The organism is Kitasatospora sp. NPDC041988 (assembly GCF_055588525.1).
In genome coordinates this window covers 45,037-62,550 of record NZ_JBVJCO010000014.1, presented here as the reverse complement: position 1 = coordinate 62,550, position 17,514 = coordinate 45,037, and the positions used below count along the sequence as shown (strand labels likewise).

The window sequence follows — 17,514 nt, the reverse complement described above, 5'->3', positions numbered from 1 at the left end:
GCCGCCTTCCCCCGTTCCTTCTCTCTCCGATCTCCCGCCCCCCCCCCCCCCCCCCCCCCCCCCCCCCCCCCCCCCCCCCCCCCCCCCTCCTCGGCCCTTCGGGTCAGCCGGTGCCGGTGGCGAGTTCCAGTTCCTCTTCCGGCGCGGCGGGGGCCGCGGGGCGGGCCGGAGGCTTGGGCCGGCGGCCGAAGAGCTCGGCCGGGGTGGGCATCCGGTGCGGGCGGGGCGCGGACGCGGGGGTGGCGGGCTGCTCGGTGCCGGCGTCGGTGCTGCTCATCGGAATCCGTCCTCCAACAGGGGTGGGGAGACTGCTCGGTGGTGCGGCGGGGCTCGGTACGGCGACGAGGTGGCGCTGGCCGGTGGTGAGGGCGAGCCGCTCGCGGACGGCGGCCTCGGCCAGTGCGTGGCAGCGGCCGGCCAGCCGCGAGCGGCGGGACCGTTCGCTCTGGCCGCAGGGCTGGCGGGTCAGGCCGCGCAGCGCGGTGAGGTCCTCGGGCCCCGGGAGGTAGCCGTCGGTCACCGCCTCCTCCAGGCGTTCCAGGTAGCCGCGGGCGCTGCCGGGCAGTGCGGCCCGGTAGCGGCCGAGGTCGGCGAGCAGGAAGGTGCGCAGCCGGCCGCCCTCCTGGACGGCCTCGTCGATCGCCTCGGTCAGGCGCAGGGCGTCCTGGACGTCCTCGGCCCACAGCTCCGCGCCCGCGCCGGCGAACGGCAGCCGGTCGGGGACTTGGAGATGGACGGGGACGGCAGGGTGCAGGGCTTGGGCGAGGGCGCGGCGCAGCACGCGGACTTCGTCGGCGCTGAAGGCCATGCCGCCGCGCGATCCGTGTGGCGTAGGCATGGGTTGACACTACGTGAGGAATATCCGATTTGTCGGTAACGTCGCGCCGACGCCCCACGTTCGGCCCGCCGAATGCCGGCGGATGTCCCGTGGATGTCACGTGGACGAAGGGCCGGGCGGGCGCCGGGGCAGTCCGTCCGGCGGCGTATCGGTGCGGTGTCAGCGCCGCAGCGCCTCCGCCGGCTGGATCCGGGCCGCGCGCCAGGCCGGGTAGACGCCGGCCAGCAGGCCGGTGGCGAGGCCGATGACCGGCGCGGCGGCCACCGTCACCGGGTCGACGACCGGGGTCCAGTCGCGGGCCAGTGCCACGCCTAGCACCGTGAGCACCCCCAGTGAGGTGCCGATGAGGCCGCCGACCAGCCCCAGCGAGGCCGACTCGGAGAGGAACTGGCCGGTGATGTGGCGGCCCTTGGCGCCCAGCGCCCGGCGCAGGCCGATCTCCCCGGTCCGCTCCAGGACGGCGACCAGGGTGGTGTTGGCGATCCCGACCGCGCCGATCACCAGGCAGATCCCGGCGAGCAGCAGGAAGAGCCGGTTGAGGTCGGAGGTGACGTCGGTGCGCAGCGTGCGCGGGTCGGGGGGCGGCACCGGCTTGAAGTTCTCCGGGTGGGCCGGGTCCAGCGCGAGCGCGGCCTCGCCGGCGATCTGCCGGGTCGCGCCGATCCTGGTGGAGATGATCATCTTCGCCCGTTCCCGGTCGGGCGGGCCCCAGAGCCTCTCGGCGGCCCCGCGCGGCACGGTGACGGAGAGCAGCAGGTCGGCCTTGCGCCGGACGTCGCCGACGATCCCGATAACGGTGAACGGCTTGCCGTCCAGGAAGATCGCGGGCTGGGTCTCCAGCGTGGTGATCCCCAGCCGGGCCGCCGTCGCGGTGCCGATCACGGCGACCTGCCGGCCGGTGTCGTCGTGCCAGGAGTCGAAGGTCCGGCCCTGGACGAGCTGCGGCTCGGCCGCCGCCAGCACGCCGGCCGAGGCGGCGACCACCGCCACCTGGTCCCCGCCGTTGTACCGGCCGACCGGCGCGGCCCGGACGGCGCCGGTGGCCTGGCGCACCGGCCAGTAGACGCCGGCCGCCTCGACCCCGTTCAGCCGCTGGATCCGGGCGTCGGCGTCGGCGGGGAAGGAGAGCCCGGTCGGCTCCGGCCGCTGCCCGCCGGTGTCCTCGACGCTCACCTCGGTCGCGGTCAGCACGTTGAACCGGGAGTCGATCTGGGAGGAGGCGGTGGCGGTCAGCCCGAGGACGGCCACGAAGGCGCCGACCCCGAGGACGGTCCCGAGACCGGTCAGCGCCGAGCGGGCGGGGCGCTGCAGCACCCCGGCCAGGGCCTCGGAGAGCAGGTCGCGCAGCGGCAGCCGGGAAGGCTCGACCACGGGGGTACGCCGGCGCAGCCTCATGCCGCGGCCACCTCCCGCAGCACGCCGTCGCGGATCGCCACCGTCCGCCGGCCGCGGGCGGCCACCTGCGGGTCGTGGGTGATCAGCAGGACGGTCAGGCCCTGCGCGTGCAGCCCGTCCAGCAGGGCGAGGACGGACTCCGCGGTCGCGGTGTCCAGGTTGCCGGTCGGCTCGTCGCAGAGCAGCAGCGAGGGCCGTCCGACCAGCGCCCGGGCGATCGCGACCCGCTGCCGCTCGCCGCCGGAGAGCCGGGTCGGCAGGGCGTCCAGCCGGTGGCCGAGGCCCACCCGGACGAGTGCCGCGCGGGCCCGGTCCCCCCGCTCGGCGGCGGCCCGGCGGCCGCGGGGGGCCGTGTACAGCATGGCGAGGGCGACGTTCTCGGCCGCCGAGCGGTGCGGCAGCAGATGGAAGGACTGGAAGACGAAGCCGATCCGGCGTCCGCGCAGCGCGGTGCGGTCGCCGTCGGGGAGCGCGCCGGTGTCGATGCCGTCCAGCAGGTACCGGCCGGTGGTGGGGGTGTCCAGCAGGCCGGCGAGGTTGAGGAAGGTGGACTTGCCGGAGCCGGACGGTCCGATCACCGTGACGTACTCGCCCGGGTCGACGGCCAGGTCGCAGGGCTTGAGGGCGGCGACCGGGGGCGGGCCCGGGTAGGTCAGGCCGACCTGGCGGAACTCGATGACGGGGGTGCTCACGGGGCGCCCGCCCTGGCGGCGTCCTTCACGCCGACGATCACCTGGTCGCCGGGCTTGACCGTGCCCTCGACGAGCGGCCGGATCTCCGCGCTGCCTCCGCCGACCATGCCCGGGGTCACCTCGACCCGGCGGCGCTGCCCGTTCCCGTAGACCGTCACCACGGTCCTGCCGTCCGCCGTCGCGGAGACCGCCGACAGCGGGACGACCAGCACCGGGCCGGCCGAGGAGGCGGCCTGGACGGTGAGGCGGACGTCCTGGCCGGCCAGTCTCGGGTCGAGCGGGGTGTCCGGCTGGACCACCAGCTGGTAGCCGGCCGGCCCGCCGCCCTGGCCGGTGCCGCCGCCCTGCTGGCCGGCGCCTCCCTGGGTGCTGCCGGTGCCGGACTGCCGGTCGTCGCCGGGGGTGTCGGCGACCGCCGCCACCTTGGCGGCGGCCTTGGTCCCGGCCACCTCGGAGAGGATCTCGACCTGCTGGCCCGGGTGGACCAGGCCCTTGTCGGAGACGGTCAGCGAGCCCTTGACCACCAGGGCCCCGGCCGAGACGGTCAGCACCTTGCCGCCGACCTCACCGCCGATCCGGCCGGTGACGGCGTCCACCCGGGCGGGGAAGCCGGAGAGGAAGAGCAGTTCGCTGGCCGGGACCATCGGGCCGACGGCGGCCTCGACGTCGGTGGCCTTCTTCCGGAGCTTGGCGAGGTCCTCGCCGGAGCGGGTCACCTGCTTCTGGGCGGTGTCGACGGCGGTGCGGGCAGCGTCCACCGGGCTCTCGCCGGCGGAGCCCGCGCCCGCGCCTGTGGAGCTTGTGCCGGTCGTCGCGGTGGCCTGGGCCTGGGCGGACTGCCGGGCCCGCTGGGCGGCCACCGCGTCGTCGTACCGCTTCCGGGCGGCCTTCAGTGCGTCCTTGGCGTCGGACAGCGCCCGCTCGCCGCCGGTCACCGCGTCCTGTGCGGCCGACACCTGGGCGCCCCCGTCCGGGGAGGCCGGCAGCGGGTCGTAGCCGCGCGCCGCGTAGAACGCCTTCACCGCGGCCTTGGTCGCCGCCCCGTAGGTGCCCCCGGGGTCGTCGTCCGAGCCGAAGCCGAGCTCCTTCAGGGCCTGTTGGAGCTGTTCGACGTCCTGTCCGGTGGCCCCGGGCTTGAGGTCCCGGTAGACCGGGAGGTCGCCCTTGAGTGCGAACACCGGCCGCCCGGCCACCTCCAGCACCGACTGCCCGGCCTGGGTCTGGTCGCCGGCCTTCAGCGGCAGCCTGGTCACCACCGGTTTGACCCCGCCCGCCCCGCCGCCGGCCGGCGCCACGTCCACCGACTGGCCGGCGCTGACCTGTCCGCGGACCACCACCGAGTCGGTCAGCACCCGCTTCTCCACCGGGGCGGTCAGCACGTCCGCCGGCGGCGGCTCGCTCTCCGCCGCGGCCTGCGCGGGCGACTTGATCACCAGTGAGGCGGCCAGCCCGCCGCCGGAGAGGACCACCGCGGCCGCCACCACGGCCAGCAGCAGCCGTCCGCGCCGCCGCGGCCCGCGCCGCCCGGACTCGTCCTCCAGCGGTTCCGGCCCGCCGGCCAGGCCGTCCCCGGCCGTCACATCCGGCCCCTCGAACTCCGACACGCCCCACCCTCGATCCGGCTGTCCGGCCCCGGCCGGTCCACCCCCGGGCCAATCAGGCTTGTATACAACAGTATTGATGAGCTGTCAGGCCTCTCCCGATCCTGAGGCAGGCCCTGGGTCGCCGTCCTCGGGCGGCCTCGCCGCCCTCGCGGATCCGCGCCGGCGCCGGGGCGTTCCGCTCGGAGAAGGCGCCGTACCCGTACCAGCCGGAGTCGTGGAACAGGCAGGCCCGGCGCGGGTGGCAGCCGCCGTGCCGGCCTGCCGGCCGGACCGGTCGCGCCGGAGATCCTGTGGGCGTCTGTAACATCCCCGGCCCGCCGCCGGTCATCCAGGTGTAGGGGAAAACGAGGCAGGGGAGCCCGGCAGATGGCACGAGAAGGTCAGCTTCGGACGACGGGAGTCCGGGACCGGGACGAGGACTTCCGGGCCTTCGCGGCGGCCCGCACCCCGCACCTGTACCGCACCGCCTGCCTCCTCACCGGTGGGGACACCCACCTGGCGGAGGACCTGGTCCAGGAGACCCTCGGGCGGATCTACGCCCAGTGGCACCGCACGTCCTGGCTCGTCCCGCGCGCCCGGATCGAGAACCCGGCGGGGTACGCGCACACCGTGCTGGTGCGCGCCTTCCTCTCACACCGCGGCCGCCGCAGCAGCGGCGAGCAGCCCGTCGACGCCGTCCCGGACGGCGCCGCCCGGGAGAGCGACCCGGCGCTGCGGCTCACCCTGGTCGACGCCCTCGGCCGACTCGCGCCGCGCGACCGGGCGGTGCTGGTCCTGCGCTACTGGGAGGACCGCAGCGTCGAGGAGACCTCCGAGATCCTGCGCAGCAGCTCGGGCGCGGTCCGCACCCGGACGGTGCGGGCGCTCGGCCGGATCCGCGCCGTACTCGGCGACAGCCTCGGCGAACTCGCCGGGCGTTGAGCCGGCTCGCCCGCTACACACACCCGACCGACCGACTGAAACGGTGGTTCAGCATGTCCGCAGACCGGGATCTTCCCGACACCCAGTACGAGCAGGACTTCGCCGCGGCGATCGCCGGCGCGGGGGAGGCCTTCCGCACCGAGACCACCGCGCTGGTCGACACCGGCTGGGCGTACGGCCTCCGGCTGCGCCGTCGCCGGCGGGCGTCCGTCCTGGCCGGCGCGGCCGCGCTGGCGCTGGTCGGCGTCGGCGTCGGCGGGGTGGCCGTCGCCGGCCTGTCCGGCGGCGGTGGCAGCAGCCTCGGCCCGGCCGCCGCCTCCTCCGCTTCCGCCGCGCCGGTCTCCGGCCAGGAGTTCCTCGGCATGCTGACCGGTCTGCTGCCGGCCGGAAAGGTCGTCGAGGTCGGCGAGGCCAGGGGGACTGAGAGCGACATCCCGCAGCTGCGGCTGACCTATGACGACGGGCAGGGCGTGGTGCAGTACCTGTTCTCGATCTCCCACGACATGACCGGCCTTGTCAGCGGCTGCGATCGCGCCGCCGCACCCGACGCCTGCACCGAGTCCACCACGGCGGACGGGTCACGCCTCGTCGTCTACCAGGCCGGGACGCGGTCCGGCGAGCCGGCCGGCTCGAAGATGTGGTCCGCCAAACTGCACACGAAGACCGGCTACGAGCTGATGCTCCAGGAGTGGAACCGCAAGCCGCTGGAGCGGGGCACGCCGGTGACCAGGGTGGACCCGCCGCTGACCACCGACCGGATGGCCGAGGTGGTCACGGACCGGCGCTGGGACCGGGTCGCCGCCGCGCTCCCGGCGAAGGGCGGGTTGCCCCGCATGGCGACCATCGTCCCGGCGCCGGGCGACGGGGGGGTGCTGCCCCTGGACGTCGCGCGACGGCTCGCCGAAGAGGCGTCGAAGGGGACGCCGCCGCCGATCCCCGGTGCGACGGCCCTCCCGACCGTCCCGGCGACGCCGGTGCCGCCGGGCGCCGGCACCGCGCCGGCGGGGCCGCTGACGCCGCCGGCCGTCCCCTCGCCCGGCCGCTGAGGCCGGAAGCGCCGGGACCAGGAGCACCGGGCCCGGGAGAGCCGCGCCGGACGCGCCGGGCCCGGCGGAGGCGCGGCCTCAGCTCGGGCGGTTGCGCTCGTACACCAGGCGCAGGCCGATCAGGGTCAGCCAGGGCTCGTGCACGTCGATGGTGCCGGCCTCGCCGAGGACCAGCGGGGCAAGCCCGCCGGTGGCGATGACCTGGACGTCGTCCGGGTCCTTGGCGAGCTCCTTGGCCATCCGGTCGACCAGGCCGTCGACCTGGCCGGCGAAGCCGTAGAGGATGCCGGACTGCATGCCCTCGACGGTGTTCTTGCCGATCACGTTGCGCGGCCGGGCCAGCTCGATCTTGCGCAGCTGGGCGCCGCGCGCGCCGAGCGCCTCCACGGAGATCTCGATGCCGGGGGCGATCGCCCCGCCGACGTAGTCGCCGCGGGCGTTGATCGCGTCGAAGGTGGTGGCGGTGCCGAAGTCGACCACGATGCACGGGCCGCCGTACAGGTGGTTGGCGGCCAGCGCGTTGACGATCCGGTCGGCGCCGACCTCCTTGGGGTGGTCCATCAGGACGTGCACGCCCGTCTTCACCCCGGGCTCCACGATCACCGCGGGGACGTCGCCGTAGTAACGGCGCGTCACCTCGCGGAACTCGTGGAGCACCGAGGGGACGGACGAGCAGATCGCCAGGCCCTCCACCGCGGCCTCGTTGACCGCGGTGTGCGAGCCCATCAGCCCCTGCAGGAGCACCGCCAGCTCGTCGGCCGTGCGGCGCGGATCGGTGGAGATCCGCCAGTGCTCGGCCACTTCCTCGCCGTCGAACAGGCCGAGTGTGGTCTGGGTGTTGCCGACGTCGATGGTGAGCAGCATGGGTGCCTTCTGCGTGAGGGGCGATCAGGTGATCAGGCGCGCAGGTCGAGGCCGATGTCCAGGATCGGCGAGGAGTGCGTGAGCGCGCCCACGGCCAGGTAGTCGACACCAGTCTGGGCGACCTCGTGCGCGGTGGCCAGGGTCAGGCCGCCGGAAGCCTCCAGCCGGGCCCGGCCGGCCACCAGCTCGACGGCCTCCTTGAGCTGCGGGACGGTGAAGTTGTCCAGCAGGATCAGGTCGGCCCCGGCCTCCAGCACCGGCGGGATCTGCTCCAGGGTGTCCACCTCGACCTCGACCGGCAGGTCGGGGTAGGCGGCCTTGACGGCCCGGAACGCCTCGGCGACGCCGCCGGCCGCGACCACGTGGTTGTCCTTGACCAGGGCCGCGTCGGAGAGCGCCATCCGGTGGTTGGCGCCGCCGCCGCAGCGGACCGCGTACTTCTGCAGCGCCCGCAGGCCGGGGGTGGTCTTGCGGGTGTCGCGGACCACCGCGCCGGTGCCCTCCAGGGCGTCCGCCCAGGCGCGGGTGGCGGTGGCGATGCCGGAGAGGTGGCAGAGCAGGTTGAGCGCGCTGCGCTCGGCGGTCAGCAGGTCGCGCGTGCGGCTGCGGACGGAGAGCAGCACCTGGCCGGCCTCGACCCGGTCGCCGTCCTGGACGTGCCGCTCGACCTCGAACTCCTCCTCGCAGACCAGCGAGACGACGGCCTCGGCGATCCGCAGGCCGGCCACCACGCCGGCCTCGCGGGCGGTGAAGTCGGCGGTGGCGACGGCCTCGGCCGGCACGGTGGCGACCGAGGTGACGTCCTCGCCGCCGGCCAGGTCCTCGGCCAGCGCCAGGGTCGCGATGTCCTCGACCTCGATCGGGTCCAGCCCGGCGTCCTCCAGCAGCTCGGCGAGCTGCGGGTCCAGGCCGGTCTCGTAGCCCTCGCCGTCCCCGCAGGCGCAGCCGTCGCCGCAGCCTCCGGCCATCGGGAGTTCCTCGTGGGAGTGGGTCATGGTTCTACTGCTCCTCAGGGGTGCTGACAAGGTCGCCGGAGGCGGTGAGGGTGGTGATCAGGTGGCGCCGCCAGTGGGCGTCGTCGCGCTCGGGGAAGTCCTCGCGCCAGTGGCAGCCGCGGGTCTCGGCGCGCTGTGCGGCGGCCGTGACCAGGGCGGTGGCGACCAGCAGCAGGTTGGCGGCCTCCCAGGTCTCCACCCGGGGGTCGGCCGGCTTCTCCTCGGCGACGTGCGCGTAGGCCTGCTCGGCGAGCAGGGTGAGCCCGGCGGCGGTGTCGGCCATCGACGCGGCCGAGCGCAGCACGCCGGCGCCGCGCGACATCAGCCGCTGGACCTCGGCGCGCGCCTCGGGCGCGGGCAGCGGCACCGCGTGCGCGGCGCGGGCGGCCGCGACGTCCACCGACCGTTCGGGCAGCTCGCCCGCGAGGTGCCGGCCGGTCAGGTCGGCGGCGATCCGCTCGGCGAAGACCAGGCCCTCCAGCAGCGAGTTGGACGCCAGCCGGTTGGCGCCGTGCACCCCGGTGCAGGCCACCTCGCCGCAGGCGTACAGGCCCGGGACGGTGGTGCGGCCGAGCGGGTCGGTGCGGATGCCGCCGGAGGCGTAGTGCGCGGCCGGGGCGACCGGGATCGGTTCGGTGACCGGGTCGATGCCGTGCGCGCGGCAGGAGGCGAGGATGGTCGGGAACCGCTGCTCCCACATCTCGGCGCCGAAGTGCCGCCCGTCCAGGTACATGTGCTCGGTGCCCTGGAGCTGCATCTGAAGGGTGATCGCCTTGGCGACGATGTCGCGCGGGGCCAGCTCGGCCAGCTCGTGCTGCCCGAGCATGAACCGGGTGCCGGCCGCGTCGACCAGGTGCGCGCCCTCGCCGCGGACCGCCTCGGAGACCAGCGGCTGCTGGCCCTCGGCCTCCGGGCCGAGCCAGAGCACGGTCGGGTGGAACTGGACGAACTCCAGGTCGGTGACCTCGGCGCCGGCCCGCAGCGCGAGCGCCACGCCGTCGCCGGTGGAGACCGCCGGGTTGGTGGTGGCCGAGAAGACCTGGCCCATGCCGCCGGTGGCGAGCACCACCGCGCGGGCCCGGATGGCGCCGACGCCGTCGCGCTGGCCCTCGCCCATCACGTGCAGGGTCAGCCCGGCCGCGTGGCCGTCGGCGTCGGTCAGCAGGTCGAGGACGAGGGCGTGCTCGATCAGCTCCAGGCCCGGGTCGCTGCGCACGGCGGCGACCAGCGCACGCGATATCTCGGCGCCGGTGGCGTCCCCGCCCGCATGCGCGATCCGGCGCCGGTGGTGGCCGCCCTCGCGGGTGAGCAGGATCTCGCCGTCCTCGCCGCGGTCGAAGGCGGCGCCGGTGGCGATCAGGTGGCGGACGGCCTCCGGGCCCTCGGTGACGAGGGTCCGCACGGCCTCCTCGTCGCAGAGCCCGGCGCCCGCCACCAGGGTGTCGTCCAGGTGCTGCTCGGGGGTGTCACCCTCGCCCAGGGCGGCGGCGATGCCGCCCTGGGCCCAGCGGGTGGAGCCGTCGTCGAGCATCGCCTTGGTGACCACCGTGGCCCGCAGGCCGGCCTTGCGGACGTTGAGGGCGACGGTGAGGCCGGCCACGCCGGAGCCGACCACGACGACGTCGGTGGTGGTCGTCCAGCCGGGGGCGGGGGCGGCGAGGCGGTGCGTGACGGACATGGCGTTCAGTGGCTCCTTCAGCGCGCGGCGGTCGGGGCCGCGTCGTTGCCGTCACGGTACGCCTGGTCGCCGCGGAGCAGCCCGCTGCCCTCCGCCGCCTCGGCGGGGTCGCCGCCCATGCCGGTGATCCGGTTGTCGGCGTCCACGAAGACGACCTTCGGCTCGTAGCCCTTGGCCTCGGCGGTGTCCATCTGCCCGTAGGCGATGAGTATGACGAGGTCGCCCGGGTGGACCAGACGGGCGGCGGCGCCGTTGATGCCGATCACGCCGGAGCCGCGCGGGCCGGCGATGGTGTACGTCTCCAGCCGGGCGCCGTTGTTGATGTCGACGATGTGGACCAGCTCGCTGGGGAGCAGGTCGGCGGCGTCGAGCAGGTCCTCGTCCACCGTGACCGAGCCGACGTAGTGCAGGTCGGCCTGGGTCACGGTGGCCCGGTGGATCTTGGACTTGAGCATGGTGCGGAGCATTGCGGGTCACGCCTCCTGTGAGTGCATGCCTGAGGGGTTGCTTACCGGATTGCCCGAGTTACCGGACGATTCTGTGCTTGTTGCTCATCCGTCTAGCGGCAGATGACGTGGACGTTGTCGATCAGGCGGGTCGAGCCCACCTTCGCGGCGACGGCCAGCACCGCCTCGCCCTGGAAGTCGTCCGCCGCCTCGGTGAAGTCGTGCGGGTCGATCAGGGCGAGGTAGTCGAGGGTGACACCTTCGGCAGCGTCCAGGACGGCCGCGGCGGCCTCGCGCACGGCCTTCGGTCCCTGCGCGGCCACGTCGCGGCCGGCGAACAGCGCCTTGGACAGGGCGAGCGCGTGCGCGCGGTCCTCGTCGGAGAGGTAGCGGTTGCGGGAGGAGAGGGCCAGGCCGTCCTCCTCGCGGATCGTCGGCACGCCCACGACCTCGACGTCGAAGTCCAGGTCGGCCACCATCCGCTGGATGATCGCCAGCTGCTGGGCGTCCTTCTCGCCGAAGAAGGCGAAGTCCGGGTCGGTGATGTGCAGCAGCTTGGCGACCACGGTCAGCACACCGTCGAAGTGGCCGGGGCGGGTGGCGCCCTCGTAGCGGTCGCCCATCGGGCCGGCCGCCAGGCGTACCTGGGGCTCACCGTTCGGGTAGACCTCGTCGACCGACGGCGCGAAGACCACGTCGGCGCCGCTCTCCTCGGCGAGCTTCACGTCCTCGTCCAGGGTGCGCGGGTAACGCTCCAGGTCCTCGCCCGCGCCGAACTGCAGCGGGTTGACGAAGACGGTGACGGCGACCCGGCCCTCCCGGCCGACCTGCTTGCGGGCGGCCCGGATCAGCGCGGCGTGGCCCTCGTGCAGTGCGCCCATGGTCATCACGACCGCGTTGTCCACCGGCTGCTCGTCCGGCCAGAAGGCCGACTCGAAGTCGGCGACGGTGTGGGTGACGACGGCCCGGTGGACCTTGGGTGCCCGCTGGGCCTTGCCCGGCTGCTTGCCGCGTGCCATTGGTCAGCTCTCCTCGTTCAGTACGTCCAGCAGCGCCGCCGCCGACGCTTCGTCGATCGTCCCGTGCGCGAGCGCCCGCTGGGCGGTGGCGCGGGCCATCGCCCGGTAGGCGGCCGGGATGTCCGGGGACACCGTACTGAGCTGCGCCAGGTGGCGCCGCACGGTGCCGGTGTCGCCCCGGGCGACCGGGCCGGTCAGGGCCGCGTCGCCGGAGCGAAGGCTGTTGTCCAGGGCGGCGCCGAGCAGCGGGCCGAGCAGCCGGCCGGGTTCGGCGACCCCGGCGGTGCGCAGCAGCTCCAGGGCCTGCGCGACCAGGGTGACCAGGTGGTTGGCGCCGTGTGCGAGGGCCGTGTGGTAGAGCGCGCGGACGCCTTCCGGCACCCACTCGGGCTCGCCGCCCATCTCCACCACCAGCGCCTCGGCGACCGGGCGCAGTTCCTCGGGGGCGGTCACCCCGAACGGGCAGCCGGCGAGGCGGGCCAGGTCGACGGAGGTGCCGGTGAAGGTCATCGCGGGGTGCAGCGCCAGCGGCAGCGCCCCGGCCCGGGTGGCGGGCTCCAGGACGGCGACGCCGTGCGCGCCCGAGGTGTGCACGACGAGCTGGCCAGGGCGGATCGAACCGGTCGCGGCGAGGCCGGCGACCAGGTCGGCCAGCGCGTCGTCGGGGACGGTGAGCAGCACCAGGTCGGCGGCGGCGAGGACCTGTGGCGGGGTGACGATCCGTACGCCCGGCAGCAGCGCGTCGGCGCGGCGGCGGGAGGCGGCGGAGACCCCGGAGGCGGCGACCACCTTGTGCCCGGCGAGCTGGAGGGCGGCGCCGAGCGCGGGGCCGACGCGGCCGGTGCCGACCACGCCGACGGCGAGCCGGGCCGGGCGGTTGCCGGGGTCGGCAGGGTCGCCGAAACCGTCGGCGAGCGGGGTGAAGTCGGCACTGTCGGCACTGCTCACGGCTCGGCCCTGGTCCTCACTCTCCGTTCCGGTCCTCCTCGGGTACCGGACGCACCGGCCCATTCTACGGGCGTGGTCCGGCACGCCTTCAATCCGTGGCGCCGGCCCGGATCAGACCCGCCTCGTAGGCCAGGACGACGGCCTGGACCCGGTCGCGCAGGCCGAGCTTGGCCAGGATCCGGCCGACGTGGGTCTTCACGGTGGCCTCGGAGAGCACCAGCCGGGCGGCGATCTCACCGTTCGACAGGCCCTGGGCGACCAGCAGGAAGACCTCGCGCTCGCGCTCGGTGAGCGGGCCGAGGGTGTCCGGGCCGGGCGCGCTGGCCGGGGTGGGCAGCACCTCGGCGAAGCGGTCGATCATGCGGCGGGTGGTGGTCGGCGCGACCACCGCGTCGCCGCCGTGCACCGCGCGGATCGCGGCCACCAGCTCGGTCGGCGGCACGTCCTTGAGCAGGAAGCCGCTGGCCCCGGCCTTGAGCGCGGCGAAGGCGTACTCGTCGAGGTCGAAGGTGGTGAGGATGAGGACGTGCGGGGCGTCGGGCAGCGGGCTGCCGTCCTCGGCGAGGCAGATCCGGCGGGTGGTCTGCACACCGTCCAGGCGGGGCATCCGGACGTCCATCAGGATCACGTCCACCTGCGTGTGCTTCAGCTTCTCCAGGGCCTGCGCGCCGTCGCCGGCCTCGGCGGCGATCTCGATGTCGCCCTGTGACTGCAGGATCATCCGGAAGCCGGTGCGCAGCAGCTCCTGGTCGTCGACGAGCATCACGCGGATGGTCAAGGTGGCTCCTAGTTCGGGGGCGGCGCGGTGGGGCGGCGCGGTGGGGCGGTCGGTGGGCGGCCCGGTCAGTGGGCTGTCTTGAGCGGCAGGATGGCGCGGATCCGGAAGCCGCCGCCGGGGCGCGGCCCGACGTCGAGGCTGCCACTGACCATGCCGACCCGCTCGCGCATGCCGATCAGGCCGTGCCCCTGGCCGTCGATGCCGCCGGTGGCCAGCTGCTCGTCGGTGGAGCCGCGGCCGTCGTCCTCGACCAGGACGGCCAGCTCGCGCTCGCCGAAGTCGACCGCGACCCGGGCGTGCACGTCGGGGCCGCCGTGCTTGCGGACGTTGGTCAGCGCCTCCTGGACGATCCGGTAGACCGTCAGCTCGACGCCGCGCGGCAGCTCGCGGGGGTTGCCCGAGGTGGCGAACTCCACCTGGAGGCCGGCCGTGCGGACCTGGTCCAGCAGCTCGGGCAGCTCCTCGACACCCGGCTGCGGCACATACTCCTCGGCGGTGTCGGCGGTCCGCAGCACGCCCAGCAGACGGCGCATCTCGACCAGTGCCTGGCGCCCGGTGGAGGCGATCGTGCCGAGCGCCTCCTTGGCCTGCTGCGGCGAGTTGTCCAGGACGTACGCGGCACCGTCGGCTTGGACGATCATGACGGAGACGTTGTGCGCGACCACGTCGTGCAGCTCACGCGCGATCCGCGCCCGTTCGGCGGCGACCGCCACCTTGGCCTGGGCGTCCCGCTCGCGTTCCAGCCGGGCGGCGCGGTCCTCCAGCTCGACCAGGTACGCCCGGCGCACCCGGGTCAGCCGGCCCCACGCCCAGCACAGGATGAAGGGGCTGGTCATCAGCGCCATGATGAGGAGCGTCTCGCCGACGCCGTAGGGGTGGAAGGTGGTCGTCTTGGTTTCCGGGTGGTACGTGCTCTTGAGCAGCCCCTGCTGCCAGAAGACCAGCGGACCGGCGGCCAGCCCGGCGGCGAGGGCCAGCCTGGAGATCCAGGCGGAGCCGAAGGCGGCGCCGGTGTACGCGAAGACGAGGTAGGCGATGCTGGAGGAGCCCGGGTCGACGTTCAGCGCGACCTGGGTGAGCCCGATGACGACAGCGGCGGCCACCGTGAGGTCCGGCCGGCGCCGCCGGAAGACCATCAGCAGCGGCAGGATGATCGCGACGGCGAGCTGCACGCCCCCGCGCCACCCCTCCTCGCCGGCGTCGCTGGGCAGCACCCCGAAGAACAGCACGATCGCCGCCCAGGCGGAGTCGACCACCATGGGGTGACGGCGGAGCCAGGCGTTGAGTCGTTGCACGTCTCAAGCGTAGGCAGTCGCACAGTGTGCCCAGGTCCGCCGGGAGGGCGATCCGTCCTACTCCCTAGGTCGGAGAAGCCCCGGCTCCGTTTGGGAGGGTCCGCCCGGATCCCGGTAGCGTCCCGCTGCATGACTTGGATGCGGTGGCAGCCCGCGATGGAACGGGCCCTGTACGACCCGGACGGCGGCTTCTACCGCAGGCCGGAGGGCCCGGCAGGGCACTTCCGCACCTCCGTGCACGCCTCCCCGTTGTTCGCCCGTGCGGTGGCCCGGCTGCTGCTGGAGGTTGACGCGGCCCTCGGCCGTCCGGAGGAGCTGGCCTTCGTGGACGTCGGGGCGGGCCGCGGCGAGTTGCTGGCCGGCGTGCTGGCCGGGCTGCCGGACGCGGTGCGGGCCCGGCTGCGGCCGTACGGCGTGGAGATCGCCGCCCGGCCGGACGGACTGCCGTCCACAGCCCTGTGGACGGACGAGGTGCCACGCGGCGTCACCGGGCTGCTGTTCGCCAACGAGTGGCTGGACAACGTGCCGCTGGACGCCGGGGAGGTGGACGAGGACGGCGTGCTGCGCTACATCGAGGTGGACACCGTGACGGGCGCCGAGCGCCCGGGCGCGCCGGTGGACGCGGCGGACGCAGCCTGGGCCGCCCGCTGGTGGCCGGCCCGCGACCCGGGGGCGTACGTGGAGCTCGGCGGGCCCCGGGACGCGGCCTGGGCGCACGCCGTCGCCGGGCTGGAGCGCGGCCTCGCCGTCGCCGTCGACTACGGGCACACCGCCGACCGCCGCCCGCCGCTGGCCACCCTGACCGGCTTCCGGGCCGGCCGCGAGGTGCCGCCGGTGCCGGACGGCTCCCGCGACGTCACCGCGCACGTCGCACTGGACGCGGTGGCCGTGCCCGGTCTCCACAGCCTGTGGACAACGCAGCGCGACGCCCTGCGGGCGCTCGGCGTCAGCGGCGCCCGCCCGGCGCTCGCCCTGGCCTCCACCGACCCCGTCGCCTACCTGCGGGCGCTCGGCGGTGCGGGCGAGGGCGCCGAGCTGACCGACTCCGCGGGCCTGGGCGCGTTCGGCTGGCTCGCGCAGACCGTCCGCATGCCGGTACCGGAGAGCTTGGGGATGCTGCCGGGATGGCAGACTCTGGGGTCATGAGGGAGACCACGGTCGGCATCGGGGCGGGAGCCGAGAACTTCACGGGCGAGGCGGGCACCACCGACATGGTGCTCAACATCGGCCCGCAGCACCCCGCGACCCACGGCGTGCTGCGCCTGAAGCTGGTGCTGGACGGCGAGCGGATCGTGACCGCCGAGCCGGTGATCGGCTACATGCACCGCGGCGCGGAGAAGCTCTTCGAGGCCCGCGACTACCGGCAGATCATCATGCTGGCCAACCGGCACGACTGGCTCTCCGCCTTCGCCAACGAACTGGGCGTGGTGCTGGGCGTCGAGCGGATGCTCGGCATGGAGGTGCCCGAGCGCGCGGTCTGGATCCGCACCCTGCTCGCCGAGCTGAACCGGGTCCTCAACCACCTGATGTTCCTCGGCTCCTACCCGCTGGAGCTGGGCGGGATCACCCCGATCTTCCACGCCTTCTCCAGCCGCGAGGACCTCCAGCACGTGCTGGAGGAGGCCTCCGGCGGCCGGATGCACTACATGTTCAACCGGGTCGGCGGCCTCAAGGAGGACCTCCCGGCCGGCTGGCTCGGCCGGGTCCGTGCGGCGGTCGCCACCGTCCGCTCCCAGCTGCCGGTCTTCGAGGACCTCGTCCTCGGCAACGAGATCTTCCGCGCCCGCACCGCCGGCGTCGGCGTGCTCAGCAAGGCGCACGCCGAGGCGTACGGCGTCAGCGGGCCGATCGCGCGCGCCAGCGGGCTCGACTTCGACCTGCGCCGCGACGAGCCCTACCTCGCGTACGGCTCGGACGAGCTGCGCTCGGTGCTGACCGTGGTCACCCGCGAAGAGGGCGACTGCCTGGCCCGCTTCGAGTGCCTGCTGGAGCAGACCGTCAACGCGCTGGACCTCGCCGACGCCTGCCTCGACAAGCTGGCCACGCTGGCGCCCGGCCCGGTCAACCTGCGGCTGCCCAAGGTGCTCAAGGCCCCCGAGGGCAGCACCTACGCCTGGACGGAGAACCCGCTCGGCGTCAACGGCTACTACCTGGTGTCGCGCGGCGACAAGACGCCGTGGCGGCTCAAGCTCCGCTCGGCGTCCTTCAACAACATCCAGGCGCTGACCGAGCTGCTGCCCGGCACCCTGGTCGCCGACATGGTGGCGATCCTGGGCTCGATGTTCTTCGTCGTCGGGGACATCGACAAGTAGGCCGCCATCGACCAGCAGGCCGCGCCTACGGCTGCTTCTTCTTCGGCTTCGCCGGGTCGGCCGGGTGCGGGGCCACCTTGCGGTCGCCCTTGGTGGCGATCCGCTGCTCGCAGAGACCGGTCAGCACCTCGTACGCGGCCTTGCCCATCAGCTCGGTGAGCTCGGGGCGGTAGCTGACGTACACGGGGTCGGCGCCGGTGTGCGCGTCCGGGCTGCCGGTGCACCACCAGTGCAGGTCGTGGCCGCCCGGGCCCCAGCCGCGGCGGTCGTACTCGCCGATGGTGACCTGGAGGTAGCGGGTGTCGTCCGGTCGGTCGATCCAGTCGTAGGTGCGGCGCACCGGGAGCTGCCAGCAGACGTCCGGCTTGGTCTCCAGCGGTTCCTTGCCCTCCTTGAGGGCGAGGGCGTGCAGGGCGCAGCCGGCGCCGCCCGCGAAGCCCGGGCTGTTGACGAAGATGCAGGCGCCGCCGACCCGGCGGGTCTGCCGGTCGCCGTCCTCGTCGAGCATGGTGATGCCGCCGTCGGCCTTGATCCGGCCCTTGGCGTCGGTGCCGTGCGCGAAGTTCTCCCAGAGCTCGGGCGTCAGCCGGGCCGGGGGGGGGGGGGGGGGGGGGGGGGGGGGGGGGTGGGGGGGGTGGGGGGGGGGGGGGGGGGGGGGGGGGGGGGGGGGGGGGGGGGGGGGT

16 protein-coding genes and 1 pseudogene are annotated in these 17,514 nt (G+C 74.8%); 4 read left to right on the top strand and 13 right to left on the bottom strand.

The annotated features are described in order from the left end of the window. Positions 1 to 103 precede the first annotated feature (103 nt). From ACZ6NC_RS16440 to ACZ6NC_RS16425, 4 genes are all read right to left on the bottom strand, one after another. Complete coding sequence (locus tag ACZ6NC_RS16440) at positions 104 to 838, bottom strand: hypothetical protein (protein ID WP_465733196.1); 735 nt, start codon at positions 836 to 838, stop codon at positions 104 to 106. Positions 839 to 997: 159 nt separating this feature from the next. Then, positions 998 to 2,233 (bottom strand): ABC transporter permease, encoded by a 1,236-nt coding sequence (locus tag ACZ6NC_RS16435; protein WP_465733194.1) that lies wholly within the window; start codon positions 2,231 to 2,233, stop codon positions 998 to 1,000. After that, positions 2,230 to 2,925 (bottom strand): ABC transporter ATP-binding protein, encoded by a 696-nt coding sequence (locus ACZ6NC_RS16430; RefSeq protein ID WP_465733192.1) that lies wholly within the window; start codon positions 2,923 to 2,925, stop codon positions 2,230 to 2,232. The genes ACZ6NC_RS16435 and ACZ6NC_RS16430 overlap by 4 nt, the downstream gene beginning before the upstream one ends. Next, positions 2,922 to 4,529, bottom strand: a complete 1,608-nt coding sequence (locus ACZ6NC_RS16425) for a peptidoglycan-binding protein (protein ID WP_465733190.1) — start codon at positions 4,527 to 4,529, stop codon at positions 2,922 to 2,924. Before ACZ6NC_RS16425 ends, ACZ6NC_RS16430 begins: the two co-directional genes overlap by 4 nt. Before the next feature lie 366 nt (positions 4,530 to 4,895). Between ACZ6NC_RS16425 and ACZ6NC_RS16420 the strand changes: the two genes are divergently transcribed. Further along, positions 4,896 to 5,450: a SigE family RNA polymerase sigma factor gene (locus tag ACZ6NC_RS16420; protein WP_465733188.1), complete on the top strand. Its 555-nt coding sequence runs from the start codon at positions 4,896 to 4,898 to the stop codon at positions 5,448 to 5,450. A 53-nt stretch (positions 5,451 to 5,503) separates the two neighbouring features. Then, positions 5,504 to 6,496, top strand: a complete 993-nt coding sequence (locus ACZ6NC_RS16415) for a hypothetical protein (RefSeq protein WP_465733186.1) — start codon at positions 5,504 to 5,506, stop codon at positions 6,494 to 6,496. A gap of 78 nt (positions 6,497 to 6,574) precedes the next feature. Here ACZ6NC_RS16415 and ACZ6NC_RS16410 read toward each other — a convergent pair whose 3' ends face one another. The 8 genes from ACZ6NC_RS16410 to ACZ6NC_RS16375 all read right to left on the bottom strand — a co-directional run bounded on the left by ACZ6NC_RS16410 (position 6,575) and on the right by ACZ6NC_RS16375 (position 14,519). Then, positions 6,575 to 7,360, bottom strand: coding sequence for a type III pantothenate kinase (locus tag ACZ6NC_RS16410; RefSeq protein WP_465733184.1), 786 nt, complete (start codon positions 7,358 to 7,360; stop codon positions 6,575 to 6,577). Between the two features lie 32 nt (positions 7,361 to 7,392). Then, complete coding sequence (nadC, locus tag ACZ6NC_RS16405) at positions 7,393 to 8,355, bottom strand: carboxylating nicotinate-nucleotide diphosphorylase (protein ID WP_465733182.1); 963 nt, start codon at positions 8,353 to 8,355, stop codon at positions 7,393 to 7,395. A 4-nt stretch (positions 8,356 to 8,359) separates the two neighbouring features. Continuing rightward, positions 8,360 to 10,033, bottom strand: a complete 1,674-nt coding sequence (locus tag ACZ6NC_RS16400; RefSeq protein WP_465733180.1) for an L-aspartate oxidase — start codon at positions 10,031 to 10,033, stop codon at positions 8,360 to 8,362. 17 nt (positions 10,034 to 10,050) lie between these two features. Further along, entirely contained in the window at positions 10,051 to 10,500 is a 450-nt protein-coding gene (gene panD, locus ACZ6NC_RS16395) for an aspartate 1-decarboxylase (protein WP_465733178.1), read from the bottom strand. Positions 10,501 to 10,592: 92 nt separating this feature from the next. After that, positions 10,593 to 11,498, bottom strand: coding sequence for a pantoate--beta-alanine ligase (gene panC / locus ACZ6NC_RS16390; protein WP_465733176.1), 906 nt, complete (start codon positions 11,496 to 11,498; stop codon positions 10,593 to 10,595). 3 nt (positions 11,499 to 11,501) lie between these two features. After that, positions 11,502 to 12,446 (bottom strand): Rossmann-like and DUF2520 domain-containing protein, encoded by a 945-nt coding sequence (locus ACZ6NC_RS16385; RefSeq protein ID WP_465733174.1) that lies wholly within the window; start codon positions 12,444 to 12,446, stop codon positions 11,502 to 11,504. Between the two features lie 88 nt (positions 12,447 to 12,534). Then, a complete protein-coding gene (locus tag ACZ6NC_RS16380) occupies positions 12,535 to 13,224 on the bottom strand; it encodes a response regulator (protein ID WP_465733172.1) in 690 nt (229 codons plus the stop codon). Between the two features lie 65 nt (positions 13,225 to 13,289). Then, the gene (locus tag ACZ6NC_RS16375; protein ID WP_465733170.1) at positions 13,290 to 14,519 is read right to left on the bottom strand and encodes a sensor histidine kinase; all 1,230 of its coding nucleotides are present in this window, start codon (positions 14,517 to 14,519) and stop codon (positions 13,290 to 13,292) included. 129 nt (positions 14,520 to 14,648) lie between these two features. Here ACZ6NC_RS16375 and ACZ6NC_RS16370 point away from each other — a divergent pair, with 129 nt between their 5' ends. Next, a complete protein-coding gene (locus ACZ6NC_RS16370; protein ID WP_465733168.1) occupies positions 14,649 to 15,665 on the top strand; it encodes an SAM-dependent methyltransferase in 1,017 nt (338 codons plus the stop codon). Beyond that, positions 15,662 to 16,831: an NADH-quinone oxidoreductase subunit D gene (locus ACZ6NC_RS16365; protein ID WP_465733166.1), complete on the top strand. Its 1,170-nt coding sequence runs from the start codon at positions 15,662 to 15,664 to the stop codon at positions 16,829 to 16,831. Before ACZ6NC_RS16370 ends, ACZ6NC_RS16365 begins: the two co-directional genes overlap by 4 nt. A 25-nt stretch (positions 16,832 to 16,856) precedes the next feature. Here ACZ6NC_RS16365 and ACZ6NC_RS16360 read toward each other — a convergent pair. After that, positions 16,857 to 17,423: pseudogene (locus ACZ6NC_RS16360) on the bottom strand (DUF3109 family protein); the annotation flags it as partial. Positions 17,424 to 17,514: the final 91 nt, after the last annotated feature.